This window comes from Limnobacter sp. (genome assembly GCF_964228395.1).
Taxonomy (GTDB): Bacteria; Pseudomonadota; Gammaproteobacteria; order Burkholderiales; family Burkholderiaceae_B; genus Limnobacter.
On sequence record NZ_CAXQZX010000061.1, the window covers coordinates 1 to 12,411 of the forward strand.

The window sequence follows — 12,411 nt, forward strand, 5'->3', positions numbered from 1 at the left end:
TCTTGTCCCTGCCGAGGGGGCATGCAAGGCGAAAATGTCGCCATTGCAGCCGATTCGGTTTCCCGCCAAGCGGGGCGTGGCGGGACACACGCCGCGGCCCCTCGGGGTGGGCCAAACCGGGCGGGCTGCCCGGAATCGGCCTGCGCGGCCTGTGCCACCCCAGCCCCGGCGCCGCCTTCGCTTGCCCAGAAGCCAGCAGGGGCCAATGCCCCTGCTGCGACCTTCAGGACAATCTGCCCGACCGTGCCAAGAATGAACGGTGCCCCCAAAGGGGGCAGAGGCCCGACCCGACATCAGTTTTGGAGGTCGGGCCTCAGTTCAGGCGAGGCTCAGGGAGGGAAATACAGATTGGCCGTCGCCAAGGGGCATAGACCTGCTTGCTTCAGGGAGCAAGCGACACCGCTAAAAGGGGCACGACCTGCTTGCTTCAAAGAGCAAGCGACACAGTTAAACAACGTTGACCTGCCGGCTTCAAAGAGCAAGCGACATCACTAAACGGATTAGCCCGCTGGCTTCACGGGGCAAGCAAAGTTTTCAGTAATGCGCGATGGCAATAAAAAACCCGCCACATGGGCGGGTTTTTTGCGAAGCGAAGTTGACTTACTTCAACTTGGTTTCTTTGTAGGACACATGCTTACGAACCACTGGGTCGTATTTCATGATTTCCATTTTTTCGGGCTTCGTGCGCTTGTTTTTGGACGTGGTGTAAAAGTGACCAGTGCCAGCGGACGATTCCAGTTTGATTTTTTCGCGACCACCTTTAGCCATGATGTACTCCTGCCTTAGATTTCGCCACGTGCACGCAGATCGGCCAATACGGCATCAATGCCGTTTTTGTCGATGGTGCGCAGGGCATTGTTAGTGAGACGCAGGCGAACCCAGCGGTTTTCGCTTTCTACCCAGAACTTGCGGGTCTGCAGGTTAGGCAGAAAACGACGTTTCGTTTTGTTGTTGGCGTGGGAAACTTTGTTACCCACCATCGGGCGCTTACCCGTTACTTGACATACGCGAGCCATGATGACCCCAAATTCAGCAAAGTCGATTAGTGTACAGCAAATGGCGCGCAACTGGTGCGTGCAAATTTGCAGCGAAGTCCAAAAGTATAACCAATTCCGGGAAGAATGCCCAGCCTTTTTTCATTAAACAGCCATTAAATGCTCAAAAAGGTCGTCGATTGTTGCCTCGGTACGAGTATGCGCCACTTGGGCCGATCACCAGATGGTCTACCAGGTCAATGTCCAGTAAATGAAGGGCGTCGAATAACTGCTGGGTTAGGCGGTCATCGGCTGTGCTGGGGGTGCAATGGTCGCTGGGGTGGTTGTGGGCAATCATGATGCGAGGCGCATTGTTTTCAATGGCAAATTTAACGATTTCGCGCGGGTAAACCGCAGTTTTGTTGACTGTGCCTTGGAACAACACCTTGTGGCCAAGCACTTTCAACTGGCTGTTTAATGCGATCACCAAAAAGTTTTCAACGGTGCTCAAGCCGATGTGCGCCCGTACAAAGCGCTCAAGCGCGGTGGGGTCGTTTAAATTCAGCTGGTTTTCTTGAAGCTCCTGGCTGAGGCACCGCCTGGCCATTTCGAGGCAGGCGCGCAGTTGGGCGTATTTGGCGTGGCCCAGTCCACGAACGCCAAGCCATTCCTGGAGGCTGACTCGGTTCAGGTTTTGCAGCCCGCCAAATTGAACAATCATGTCGCGAGCCAGTTCGACCGCGCTTTTGCCGGGCAGGCCGGTTCGCAAAAAAATGGCCAGTAACTCTGCGTCTGACAGGGATTCAGCCCCCTGTTGTATGAGCCGCTCGCGCGGACGGTCGTTTTTGGGCCAATGTTGAATACTCATTCGGGTTTGTGTGGGCGTGCTAGATCAATAGGGGGAGGGCTGGTTTGCCTGGTGGTTTTTGTGGAGCCGCCTTTTGGTAAACATCGGGTGGCTGCGGTTCCGTTTGCCTGGCCTGGCCGTGGTTGATTGGGGCAAAAAGCGTAGAATGTGAGGTTTGAAGTACCTGTTTTGGATATTGACAATGAATCAAGCCGCTGACAAACCTGTGGTGAATGAGGCCTCGTACGTGACCCTGCATTACCGCATCCGCTTGGCTGACAATCAGCAAGTGATCGTGTCCACCTTTGAGGACAAACCTGCCACTTTGCAGATCGGTGCCGGGCAGTTGGCCGAGGGTTTGGAGCGTTGCCTGTTTGGTATGCAAGCAGGTCAGCGAGACACTTTCACCGTGCAAGCCAGCAAGGCTTATGGCGATGTGAATCCCGACTTGTACCGTCCGGTGAGCAAGGCTTTGTTGGCCAGGTACGCTGAAGAGGGCACTACTTTTGAGCCCGGCGAGTTTGTGCATTTTCCTGCGCCCGATGGCGGCCAATTTGCTGGCACCGTGGTCGAAGAGCGCGAGGACAGCATTCTGTTCGATTTCAATCACCCCTTGGCCGGTAAAACCTTGAGCTTTGAGGTGCAGTTGATTGGTGTGCTGTAAGCAGCACCCTTGTTGAAAAATTGAGGAAACCCCATGGAAATCAGTTTGGCCCAACCCCGAGGTTTTTGTGCCGGTGTGGACAGAGCTATCGAGATTGTGGAGCGTGCGCTGTTGCAATTCGGATCGCCCATTTACGTCAAGCACGAAATTGTTCACAACAAGACGGTGGTGGACGACTTGCGCAGCAAGGGGGCCATTTTTGTTGACGAGCTTGAAGATGTGCCCAGCGGCTCAACCGTGGTGTTTTCTGCCCATGGGGTATCTCAGGCGGTGCGCACACAGGCTGAGCAGTTGGGTCTGAAGGTGTTTGACGCCACTTGCCCTTTGGTTACCAAGGTGCATGTTGAAGTGAGCAAAATGCGCGCACAGGGTTGTGAGGTGGTCATGATTGGCCACGAGGGGCACCCCGAAGTGGAGGGCACCATGGGCCAGGTGAGCGATGGCATTTATCTGGTTGAAACCGAAGAAGATGTGGCCAAGCTGCAAGTGACTCAAGGCAGCCCTTTGGCTTATGTGACGCAAACCACGCTGAGCGTGGACGACGCATCGCGTGTGATTGCTGCCCTCAAAGCAAAATTTCCCGATATTCGCGAGCCCAAAAAGGCCGATATTTGCTATGCCACACAAAACCGCCAGGATGCGGTGAAGTTCATGGCCCGCAGAGTGGATTTGGTGCTTGTGGTGGGCAGCCCCAGCAGTTCAAATTCCAACCGCTTGCGCGAAGTGGCTGAAAAACTGGGCGTGCCTGCCAAGCTCATTGAGAATGCCGACAGCTTGCAACGCGAGTGGTTTGATGGGGTTAAACACATAGGCTTAACGGCAGGCGCATCTGCGCCAGAACACTTGGTGCAGGGTGTTGTAAAGCGCTTAAAGGAATGGGGCGCGCTCAGTGTGCGTAATCTGGAAGGAGTTGAGGAAAATATTTCTTTCCCGCTGCCTAAAGGGCTAAGCGGCGGGTTAAGTGGTGGTGCTGCACAATAGCGTGCGCTATTTTGCAACTGCCACTCCCACAAAAGTCATTCAAAACTTGTTACAGCCTTGTCTCGTTGAATTTTTACATCCTTCCAAATAGCTAACTAGGTTTGGTGGCATTTTGCAGGCGCTTGACTTGACAGCTAGAGTTTGCTGCTCGCGTTAAAGCTTCGAGCAGCCTACCTAAATGTACTCATCTTCAATCAGGGCCCTTGTGGCCATGTTGGCGATTGCTTCACTGTTACCTTCCTGCGCCATGGCAAAAGAAAAAGTCCTTTTATGGCCCGCTATTCAGGGGCAAATACTGAACGATGGTAAGCCTGTCTCAGGACTCGCTTTGACTCAAATCTTGTATTGGAACTACGAGGAAAACTCCGCCCCGCCCAGAACCATAAGCGTGAGCACTGATGAGGACGGGCGATTCATATTTCCTGTCGTGACGGGAGAAATCAGTGTTGGGCTGTTGACCAAATTACTGCATCAGCCTGGCATTTCCCTAAGTATCAATACGCACTTTGGCGGCAGGTCAGTCAACCTGTATGCCGCCGCTAATTCGAGCTATTCACATGCGAATGGCTTTGAAGCTGTCGATCTAATGGTTTGCGATTTGGGCAAATTGGAAGAATTCGATGGCCGGTTAATAGGGAATTGCGAAGTCAGGGCAAAGCAACCATGAAAGTACTGACGCCTTTTGAGGTTTTCTATTTGGCCAGTAGTGTTTATTCAATCCGGACCTCCTCGGTTGAAAACGTAAAAGATTTTTATAAACAAAAAACTCATCGGTCCTTTCCAGGCGCAATCGCGCCATTTGACCCAGTAACGCTTCAAGTATTTCAAGGCAGCTCGGGTGCGCGTCTGCGGTTTGAATCCTTTCAGTTTTTATCCGCTTCCTCCGGATTTGGTTTTCTTGCCAGGCGACAGTCTGCGGGCGCTGCTGAGTGTGTGTTGGTCACTCGAGGCACAGACATCGCGCCTGACTGGCTAACCGACGCAAATGTCGGCCTGGCCCTTGGGCCGAGTAGCAAGCTGGTTCATGCCGGCTTCAACGATACCTTTTTGTCCTACAAAACCCAGTTGGATGTTTTGCTGCGCCAAGTCGGCCCTCCGCCTGCGGTCATCCACTGTGTGGGTCACAGTTTAGGCGGCGCCCTGGCCAATTTGAATGCTGCCTTGCTGCACGAGCGAGGTTATACCGTTTGCTTGTACACCCTGGGTGCGCCGCGAGTGGGCTTGTATCCATTTGCCAAAGATCTGGAATCAAAACTGAGGGGAAGGGTGTATCGCGTGGCCAATCGTTTTGATCCGGTTGCGATGGTGCCTGTATTTCCGTTTTGCCATGCCGCGGTTAAAGAGGACACATACATCACCCATGCCGGCGGAACATTGATTAATTTTGAATCCCACTCCACCGACCCCAGCAAGCCTGGTTATGCAGTGCCGATGAATAACCCCGCTAAAAGTTGGGCTGATTTAAAGCATCCAATTGTTAACGTGGGTGCTTTGAACGAATCGCTCGACGATTCAATAAAAATCTTGGGTACGGCTTTGTTGTTTAACGGTCAGTTACTCGTCCTGATTGGACAGGCGATCTATTTGCTTTGCAGCAAAATATCCCAAGGGGCCTTGCTCACCACACAACGATTTTTTGATGGTTGTGCTGAAGCCATGGACAGGCTGGCCGAAATGCTGATTGTTTGCGCGACCCAGTCATTCGTGATGAAAGAAGAAGCCAAGTCAATTATTCGGGCCATCATGAAGTTTTTGGGTCGAGCATCGTCTGGAGCGGCTGATCAACTGACGGTGGGGTTGGTCCGTTGGGCCTTGTCTCAATTAACAGCCGAGCTGCAGGCCAAAGCGACACTGGCGATCACACGCAGATATTAAGAATTAGTGCTGTTCGCTGTTGGGTCGGCTGGGGGTGGCCAGCACTTGGTCCACCCGATTTCGGTCCACATCCACCACTTCAAACTGCCAATGACCCCAGGTGAATTTTTCGGTTTTTTTGGGAATGCGACCCAGCGAGGCCAACACGAATCCACCCACCGTGTGGTAATTGCCCAAGTCTTCGTGGGGTAGCTCGCGCAGGCCCAGCTTAAGTTTCATTTCGTCGATGGCGAGCAGGCCGTCCAAAAGCCATGAGCCATCATCGCGTTTTACGGCCAAGGCTTCGTCTGGGCTATCCAGAAGCGGCATCATGTCGCCCACCACACTTTGCAGCACATCGTCGATGGTGACTATGCCCTCGGTCATCCCAAATTCACTGACCACAAAGGCGAAGGTTTTTTTCTGCTGGCGGAATGTGCGCAACAGGTCAACCAGGGTGAGAGACGCTGGCACGTAAAGTGCGCTATCCAGTGGAATTTCGGCAAAGTCAATTTCGCCCTCCATGGCGGCTTGCAAGATGTCGTGGCTTTCTGCCACGCCGATGATTTGTTGCAGATTGCCTTTGCACACCGGCAGCATGGAGTGAGGGGCCTCGCGCAGCAGGCGAAGGTTGTCTTCGCGGGGGGCGTGCAGGTCAATGTAGGCGATGTCGCTCATAGGGGTCATGACATGGGCCAGGCGGCGATCTTCCAGCCGGAGCACGTTGCCCATGAGGTGGGTCTCTTCGGGGGCCAGGGATCCGGCCTGTTCGCTTTCGTGCAAAAAGGCCAGGATGTCTTCAACACTGCTTACCGCGGGGGCGGCTTTGAATGGCATCAGTTTTAGCACCAGGTCGGCCCCTTTGGACAGCAGGGCAATGGCGGGCCGCATGACTTTGATGAACAAAGACATCAGCGGCGCACAAAATGCGGCCACCACCTCCGGGTTGGCGATTGCAATTCGTTTGGGCACGATTTCGCCCAAAATAATTGACACGCCTGTGACCAGCGCTATGGTGACCCAAAAGGCGAGGGAGTCGGCCGTGGAGGCCTGTAAATTTGGGAAATACGCCAGAATGCTGCTGCTAAAAATGGCGGACAGTGCCGATTCGCCGTACACGCCCATGAGCAGGGCGGCGGCTGTGATGCCGGTTTGAGTGGCAGCCAGAAGGCGGCTTGGGTTGTCGACAATGTTCAAGGCCAGTTTGGCATTGTTGTTGCCAGCGTCGGCCATGGCTTGAAGTTTTGATCGCTTGCTGGACGCCAAAGCCATTTCTGCCAGGGCAAAAAACCCAGACAACACGATGAGCAACACCAGGATCCATAGAGCATTCATGATTTTTATTATTGAGTGCACCCAAGCGGGCTTGGGAACAGTCTACCAAAGCCAGGCCGTGCCCGGTGTTTGGCTGGCGTTGGGAAACCCCGGCCAGTCGAGTACAATAGCAGGCTAGCTTATAAACCCTTGAAAAACAGAATGTTGATGAACGCCAGTGCCATTCCGGAAACAGACCAGTTCGTGGTTGCTGCCCTGTATAAGTTTGTGAGTTTGCCAAATTTTGAGGCCTTGAAGCCGCAGTTGGAGGAGGTTTGCCTGCGCAATCAGATTGTGGGCACATTGCTGTTGGCCACCGAGGGCATCAATGGCACGGTGAGTGGGCCGCGAGAAGGGGTGGTCAATTTGATGCAGCACTTGTGGGCCATGTCGGAGTTTGCGGACCTTGCGCCAAAATATTCCATCGCGCCAGAGCAGGCTTTTATCCGCTTGAAGGTGAAGTTGAAGCGCGAGATCGTGACCATGGGTGTCAATGGGATCGATCCCAACCGGCTGGTGGGGCGCTATGTCAAACCCTCGGAGTGGAATTCGCTCATCCAAGACCCAGATACCTTGGTGATCGATACCCGCAACAACTATGAATACGCAATCGGCACGTTTGAAGGTGCGGTAGACCCAGCCACCACCACGTTTAGGCAGTTCCCGCAATGGGTGGAACAAAACCTGAAGAACCTTCCTGACGATCGTCGCCCCAAAAAGATTGCCATGTTTTGCACGGGCGGTATTCGCTGCGAAAAGGCAACGGCCTACATGCTGGAGCAGGGGTTTGAAGAGGTGTACCACCTGGAGGGAGGCATTTTGAAATACCTTGAAGAAGTGCCCGAGGAGCAGAGCCTTTGGAAGGGCGAGTGCTTTGTGTTTGACCAGCGGGTGTCGGTCAAGCATGGCCTGCAGGTTGGCGAATATGACCTGTGCCATGCCTGCCGGATGCCCATCACCGAGGCGGAAAAACAAAGCGACAAGTACATTCAGGGCGTGGGTTGCCCACATTGCTACGACGCGCTCACCGAGGATCAAAAACAACGCTTTGCCGAGCGACAAAAGCAAATTCAACTGGCCAAGGCTCGCAACGAGCGCCACATCGGGCGAAAAATGCCCGCAAAACCTGCGGATGAATCTGCACTGGGGGCTGAAGTTTGATGGGGGCGGGGGTGGAGCATGCCCTGGGCTTGCCGGTGTTGTACACCTTCAGGCGGTGCCCTTATGCCATGCGAGCGCGGTTGGCCATTGTGGCCGCAGGTTTGCAGGTTGAAGCCCGTGAGTTGGTGTTGCGCGACAAGCCCGCCCACATGTTGGAGATTTCCCCCAAAGGGACGGTGCCTGTGTTGTGGTTGCAAGATGGCACCGTGATTGACGAAAGCCTGGAGGTGATGCAATGGGCCCTGCAGCAACATTACCCCGATGCCTGGCTGCGGCCCACGGCAGAGCAGCAGCAACAAATCAACGCTTGGGTCAGCACGCTGGATGGGCCTTTTAAGCACCATTTGGATCGCTACAAGTACCCCAACCGCTACAACGACTGCGACCCTTTGCCCCACCGTGAAGCCTGTGTGAACATGTTGAAGCAGTGGGATGTGCAATTACAGAACATGGGGCAGACCTGCAACAGCCCATATTTGCTGGGCGGCCAACCCAGCGCAGCAGACTGCGCAGTGTTGCCATTTGTTCGCCAGTTCAGGATTGCAGACGAGGCTTGGTTTGATGGGGCCTCCGGGTTTGAACACGTGCAGGCGTGGTTGTACCGTTTTTTGAATTCAGACTGGCTGGCCAACGCCATGCCCAAATTGCCCCTGTGGGCGCCAGGGGCGGAGCCCACGCGCTTCCCGGCCTAATGGAGCCGCTGTGAAAGGGCTTTTGGTTAGAGAAAGCCCTCTACGATTTTCTGGACAAGTTTCTATACACTCCGAAGTTACGCAACAGTAACATGAGTGCACTGGGCTATCCTTAGGCCAAAGCAATCACACCTAGACCCAAAAAGGACGAGACACATGGCTGACAAAATTCTCGAGTTTGTCCACACCTCCACTGGTAAACAACTTGCCGCTGCGCTGGGCTTGCCCGTGCCCCCCATGCTGAAACGCGCCACCACCGGCTACACAGAGAAAAGCCTGGCTGGTGTAAATGCGCTGGTGGGCTCCAGTGCGTATGGCGCTGTGGCCACCGCTGTGGTGAAAAGCCTTGACAACATGGGCGCTGCCATCAAGGTGTCGTCTGATTTGGCAGGCCTGGATGGCATTAAGCAAGCGGCTGCAAAAGCCAAGGTGGACGTGGGCATTTCACAGGCGGACAGCGGTGCACCCGAGAAGGTGTATGTGCTGGACGTGACGGGTGCCAACACGGTGGCTGACCTGCGCCTGCTGTATGACTTTTTTAATCCACGTTTGCGCAAAGTGCCGTCGAACAGCCGCATTGTTGTGATTGGTCGCCCACGCGGCGATGGCAAAGATGCTGTGGCCGAAACTGCGCAGTATTCCTTGCCTGGTTTTATTCGTAGCCTGGCCAAAGAAAGCGGCAAAAATGGCACCACCGCCAACCTGATTCAGGTAAAAGCAGGTGCGGAAGCTGGCATTGAAGGCGCGCTGCGCTTTTTCTTGAGCCCGCACTCAGCCTTCGTAACCGGGCAGGTGTTGCCCGTGGTGGGCGCCCCCAAGGGCGTGAAGCCCGCTGCATTTGTAGAAAAGCCCTTGACCGGCAAACTGGCTGTGGTGACAGGTGCTGCGCGCGGCATTGGTGCTGCAATTGCCGAGGTGTTGGCCCGCGAAGGCGCCACTGTAATCGGTGTGGACCGCCCGGCTGATGAAAGCACTTTGGGCGCCACCATGAGCGCCATTGGCGGCGTGGCTTGCCCACTGGACATCACCGATGCAGATGCTGGCAAAAAGCTGGCAGCGGTGGCCAAACAAAAAGGCGGTGGTATTGACATCATCGTTCACAACGCGGGTATTACCCGCGACAAAATGCTGCGCAACATGGCTGCCCACCTGTGGGACATGGTGCTGGATGTGAATCTGGGTGCGATCGTTCGTTGCAACGAGCAACTGCTGCAAGACGGCTTGGCCGAGAACGCGCGCATTGTTTGCATTTCGTCGATTGGTGGCATTGCCGGCAACGCTGGCCAAACCAACTATGCGGCCACCAAGAGCGCAGTGATTGGCTATGTGGATGCCATGGCCAAAGAATTGAGCGGCAAAGGGATTGCCATCAATGCAATCGCCCCTGGCTTTATTGAAACCCAAATGACGGCGGCCATTCCCGTGGTCACTCGTGAAGTGGCTCGCCGCTTGTCGTCCCTGTCGCAGGGTGGCTTGCCGGTGGACATCGCCGAAGCAGTGACTTTTATGGCCAGCCCATTGGCTGCCGGTGTAAATGGCGCAACCCTGCGCGTGTGTGGCCAGAACCTGGTTGGCGCATAAATCAAACAGAATAATTTTTAGGAGAACACGAATGAAACACGGACGTCGCGTAGCAATCCTGGGCGGTTCACGCATTCCTTTTGCCCGTTCCAATACGGCCTATATTGGCAAGTCCAACCAGGACATGTTGACCGCTGCATTCCGCGGGGTGGTGGACAAATTTCAATTGCACGGCGAAGAGTTGGGCGATGTGGTGGCCGGTGCAGTTGTAAAGCACAGCCGCGATTTCAACCTGTGCCGTGAATCGGTGCTGGGCTCTGGCCTAAGCCCAATGACCCCCGCATTTGACATTCAACAAGCGTGTGGCACAGGCTTGGAAGCCGCCATTGTGGTGGCCAACAAAATTGCGCTGGGCCAAATTGAAGTGGGCATGGCAGGTGGTGTAGATACCACCACGGATGCGCCCATTGCGGTGAGCGAAGGTTTGCGCAAAATTTTGCTGGAAGCCAACCGCGCCCGTGACACCAAGGGCAAGTTGGCCGCACTGTTGAAGATTCGCCCCAAGCACCTGGCCCCTTTGCCACCAGCCAATGCTGAGCCACGCACGAAGATGAGCATGGGTGCGCACTGCGAAGTGATGGCCCAGACCTGGGGCATTACGCGCGAGGATCAAGACGAGCTGGCTGTTAGCAGTCACCTGAAGGCGGCCAAGGCTTACGAAGAAGGATTCTTTGATGACCTGGTGGTGCCATTCAACGGCCTGAGCCGAGACAACAACCTGCGTGCAGATTCTTCCATCGAAAAGCTGCAGGGCTTGAAGCCAGCATTTGACCGCAAGAGCGGCAAGGGCACCATGACTGCAGGCAACTCCACACCGTTGACGGATGGCGCTTCTGCTGTGTTGTTGGCCTCTGAAGAGTGGGCCAAGGCCCGTGGCATTGAGCCCTTGGCTTACCTCACCTTCTGCGAAACCGTGGGTGTTGACTTTGTGTCTGGCAAAGAAGGCTTGTTGATGGCGCCCGCTTACGCCGTTCCCCGCATGTTGAAAAAGGCTGGCCTGAAGCTGCAGGATTTCGATTTCTATGAAATTCACGAAGCGTTTGCTGCCCAGGTGCTGTGCACATTGAAAGCTTGGGAAGATCCCAAGTTCTGCAAGGAAAAGCTGGGCTTGAATGCGCCCTTGGGCAGCATTGACCGCAGCAAAATGAACGTGAAGGGCGGCTCGCTGGCTGTGGGTCATCCTTTTGCAGCCACGGGTGGTCGTATTGTGGGCACCTTGGCCAAACTGTTGAACCAAAAAGGCAGCGGCCGCGGTTTGATCTCTGTGTGCGCGGCCGGTGGCATTGGTGTAACAGCAATCCTGGAGAAATAATCCATGAGCGCGAACGACAGCTTGAAAGCGGCGGCCAAGTTTTATGAGCTGCCAGAACTTCCGAACGGCAAGGCCCTGTTGCTGAAGGCTGCCCCCACGTCTGGCAAAAAGCCCAAACCTGACACCGAGGCGCCACGCCTGGGTGCGCGGGTTAAAAAGGTGTATTTGGACCGTGAGTGGGTTCGCGCCTACAACCAGGTGTGCGGTTTTGGCGAAGACTACATTTCGCTGACCGCGCCCCAGGTGATTGCATCGCCTTTGCATATGTATTTGATGAGCCGCCCAGAGCACCCCATGCCCATGTTGGGCATGGTGCATTTGCACAATTCGATCGAGTTGATCAAGCCTCTGGAGTACAGCACGGCCTACGATGTGGTCGTAAAGATTGGTGACACTCGAACCATTCCGCAAGGCTTGGAGTTTGATGTGCACACCGAGTTTTTGAAGGACGATGAAGTGCACTGGCGTGGCACGATGAGCATTTTGTGCCGTGTTAAAGGCATGCCAAAGCCAGCGGGCAAACCCGCGCCTGCTGAAGGCTTGAATGCGATTGGCGCGCAATACATCGGGATCAAAGTGCCCGAGAGCCAGGGGCGCAAGTATGCGAAGGTCTCCAACGATTACAACCCCATTCATTTGTACGCCCAAACAGCCAAAATGTTCGGCTTTAAGCAAGCCATTGCGCATGGCATGTGGACCGCGGCCAAATCGCTGAGCTTGCTGGAGCCGCAGTTGGGCAAGCCTGCGACGTCTTTTGCTTTGTCTTTTAAGCAGCCCGTGTTTTTGCCGTCGGGTGTGGTGCTTAAGCATGCGGATGTGAATGGTGCTCGCGCATTTGAGGTGTTGGCAGAGCGTGATTCGAAGGTCTTGATGGTAGGGCAGGTGGCCTGATCGAAAAGCGCCTTGGTGCCGGGTTGGCACAGGCCACTGGGCCTGGATTCAGCCCTTTGGAGTGCTGTGCGCCGCGCTTTTGGGCCGGGGTGGCTCCGACCCCTTGGCCTGGGATCAGCCCGTGTATCCCTTCTTGTCCC

General features: G+C 55.0%; 13 protein-coding genes. 9 read left to right on the top strand and 4 right to left on the bottom strand.

Going from position 1 to position 12,411, the window contains the following annotated elements; all coding sequences use genetic code 11:
* Positions 1–600: 600 nt before the first annotated feature.
* The 3 genes from rpmG to radC form a co-directional block, all read right to left on the bottom strand.
* On the bottom strand, positions 601–768 hold the full coding sequence (rpmG, locus tag ACEQU8_RS04910) for a 50S ribosomal protein L33 (protein WP_370261922.1): 168 nt from the start codon (positions 766–768) through the stop codon (positions 601–603).
* Between the two features lie 14 nt (positions 769–782).
* Positions 783–1,016, bottom strand: a complete 234-nt coding sequence (gene rpmB / locus ACEQU8_RS04915) for a 50S ribosomal protein L28 (RefSeq protein WP_256764441.1) — start codon at positions 1,014–1,016, stop codon at positions 783–785.
* A gap of 142 nt (positions 1,017–1,158) precedes the next feature.
* The gene (radC, locus tag ACEQU8_RS04920) at positions 1,159–1,842 is read right to left on the bottom strand and encodes a DNA repair protein RadC (protein WP_370261923.1); all 684 of its coding nucleotides are present in this window, start codon (positions 1,840–1,842) and stop codon (positions 1,159–1,161) included.
* Between the two features lie 181 nt (positions 1,843–2,023).
* Between radC and ACEQU8_RS04925 the strand changes: the two genes are divergently transcribed.
* The 4 genes from ACEQU8_RS04925 (at position 2,024) to ACEQU8_RS04940 (ending at position 5,341) form a co-directional block, all read left to right on the top strand.
* Positions 2,024–2,485 carry a peptidylprolyl isomerase gene (locus ACEQU8_RS04925; protein WP_370261925.1) on the top strand — a complete coding sequence of 154 codons (462 nt, stop codon included), beginning with the start codon at positions 2,024–2,026 and terminating at the stop codon, positions 2,483–2,485.
* Between the two features lie 33 nt (positions 2,486–2,518).
* Complete coding sequence (gene ispH / locus ACEQU8_RS04930; protein ID WP_370261926.1) at positions 2,519–3,466, top strand: 4-hydroxy-3-methylbut-2-enyl diphosphate reductase; 948 nt, start codon at positions 2,519–2,521, stop codon at positions 3,464–3,466.
* A gap of 178 nt (positions 3,467–3,644) precedes the next feature.
* Positions 3,645–4,133 carry a DUF6795 domain-containing protein gene (locus ACEQU8_RS04935; RefSeq protein WP_370261928.1) on the top strand — a complete coding sequence of 163 codons (489 nt, stop codon included), beginning with the start codon at positions 3,645–3,647 and terminating at the stop codon, positions 4,131–4,133.
* A 266-nt stretch (positions 4,134–4,399) separates the two neighbouring features.
* Positions 4,400–5,341 (top strand): hypothetical protein, encoded by a 942-nt coding sequence (locus ACEQU8_RS04940; RefSeq protein WP_370261930.1) that lies wholly within the window; start codon positions 4,400–4,402, stop codon positions 5,339–5,341.
* Positions 5,342–5,344: 3 nt separating this feature from the next.
* Here ACEQU8_RS04940 and ACEQU8_RS04945 read toward each other — a convergent pair whose 3' ends face one another.
* Positions 5,345–6,655 carry a hemolysin family protein gene (locus ACEQU8_RS04945; RefSeq protein ID WP_370261932.1) on the bottom strand — a complete coding sequence of 437 codons (1,311 nt, stop codon included), beginning with the start codon at positions 6,653–6,655 and terminating at the stop codon, positions 5,345–5,347.
* Positions 6,656–6,802: 147 nt separating this feature from the next.
* Here ACEQU8_RS04945 and ACEQU8_RS04950 point away from each other — a divergent pair, with 147 nt between their 5' ends.
* The 5 genes from ACEQU8_RS04950 to ACEQU8_RS04970 all read left to right on the top strand — a co-directional run bounded on the left by ACEQU8_RS04950 (position 6,803) and on the right by ACEQU8_RS04970 (position 12,271).
* Positions 6,803–7,795 carry a rhodanese-related sulfurtransferase gene (locus ACEQU8_RS04950; RefSeq protein WP_370261933.1) on the top strand — a complete coding sequence of 331 codons (993 nt, stop codon included), beginning with the start codon at positions 6,803–6,805 and terminating at the stop codon, positions 7,793–7,795.
* Positions 7,795–8,487: a glutathione S-transferase gene (locus ACEQU8_RS04955; RefSeq protein ID WP_370261935.1), complete on the top strand. Its 693-nt coding sequence runs from the start codon at positions 7,795–7,797 to the stop codon at positions 8,485–8,487. The genes ACEQU8_RS04950 and ACEQU8_RS04955 overlap by 1 nt, the downstream gene beginning before the upstream one ends.
* Before the next feature lie 156 nt (positions 8,488–8,643).
* Positions 8,644–10,068 carry a 3-oxoacyl-ACP reductase gene (locus tag ACEQU8_RS04960; protein ID WP_370261937.1) on the top strand — a complete coding sequence of 475 codons (1,425 nt, stop codon included), beginning with the start codon at positions 8,644–8,646 and terminating at the stop codon, positions 10,066–10,068.
* Between the two features lie 31 nt (positions 10,069–10,099).
* The gene (locus tag ACEQU8_RS04965; protein ID WP_370261939.1) at positions 10,100–11,380 is read left to right on the top strand and encodes an acetyl-CoA C-acetyltransferase; all 1,281 of its coding nucleotides are present in this window, start codon (positions 10,100–10,102) and stop codon (positions 11,378–11,380) included.
* A gap of 3 nt (positions 11,381–11,383) precedes the next feature.
* Positions 11,384–12,271, top strand: coding sequence for a MaoC/PaaZ C-terminal domain-containing protein (locus tag ACEQU8_RS04970; protein ID WP_370261941.1), 888 nt, complete (start codon positions 11,384–11,386; stop codon positions 12,269–12,271).
* Positions 12,272–12,411: the final 140 nt, after the last annotated feature.

Bases quoted from the DNA above. Each gene is read 5' to 3' on its own strand.
- ACEQU8_RS04960 (WP_370261937.1), top strand. From the start codon at position 8,644: ATGGCTGACAAAATTCTCGAGTTTGTCCACACCTCCACTGGTAAACAA.
- ACEQU8_RS04965 (WP_370261939.1), top strand. From the start codon at position 10,100: ATGAAACACGGACGTCGCGTAGCAATCCTGGGCGGTTCACGCATTCCT.
- ACEQU8_RS04945 (WP_370261932.1), bottom strand. From the start codon at position 6,655: ATGAATGCTCTATGGATCCTGGTGTTGCTCATCGTGTTGTCTGGGTTT.
- ACEQU8_RS04970 (WP_370261941.1), top strand. From the start codon at position 11,384: ATGAGCGCGAACGACAGCTTGAAAGCGGCGGCCAAGTTTTATGAGCTG.
- ACEQU8_RS04925 (WP_370261925.1), top strand. From the start codon at position 2,024: ATGAATCAAGCCGCTGACAAACCTGTGGTGAATGAGGCCTCGTACGTG.
- ACEQU8_RS04955 (WP_370261935.1), top strand. From the start codon at position 7,795: ATGGGGGCGGGGGTGGAGCATGCCCTGGGCTTGCCGGTGTTGTACACC.
- rpmG (WP_370261922.1), bottom strand. From the start codon at position 768: ATGGCTAAAGGTGGTCGCGAAAAAATCAAACTGGAATCGTCCGCTGGC.
- rpmB (WP_256764441.1), bottom strand. From the start codon at position 1,016: ATGGCTCGCGTATGTCAAGTAACGGGTAAGCGCCCGATGGTGGGTAAC.
- ACEQU8_RS04935 (WP_370261928.1), top strand. From the start codon at position 3,645: ATGTACTCATCTTCAATCAGGGCCCTTGTGGCCATGTTGGCGATTGCT.
- ispH (WP_370261926.1), top strand. From the start codon at position 2,519: ATGGAAATCAGTTTGGCCCAACCCCGAGGTTTTTGTGCCGGTGTGGAC.
- radC (WP_370261923.1), bottom strand. From the start codon at position 1,842: ATGAGTATTCAACATTGGCCCAAAAACGACCGTCCGCGCGAGCGGCTC.
- ACEQU8_RS04950 (WP_370261933.1), top strand. From the start codon at position 6,803: ATGAACGCCAGTGCCATTCCGGAAACAGACCAGTTCGTGGTTGCTGCC.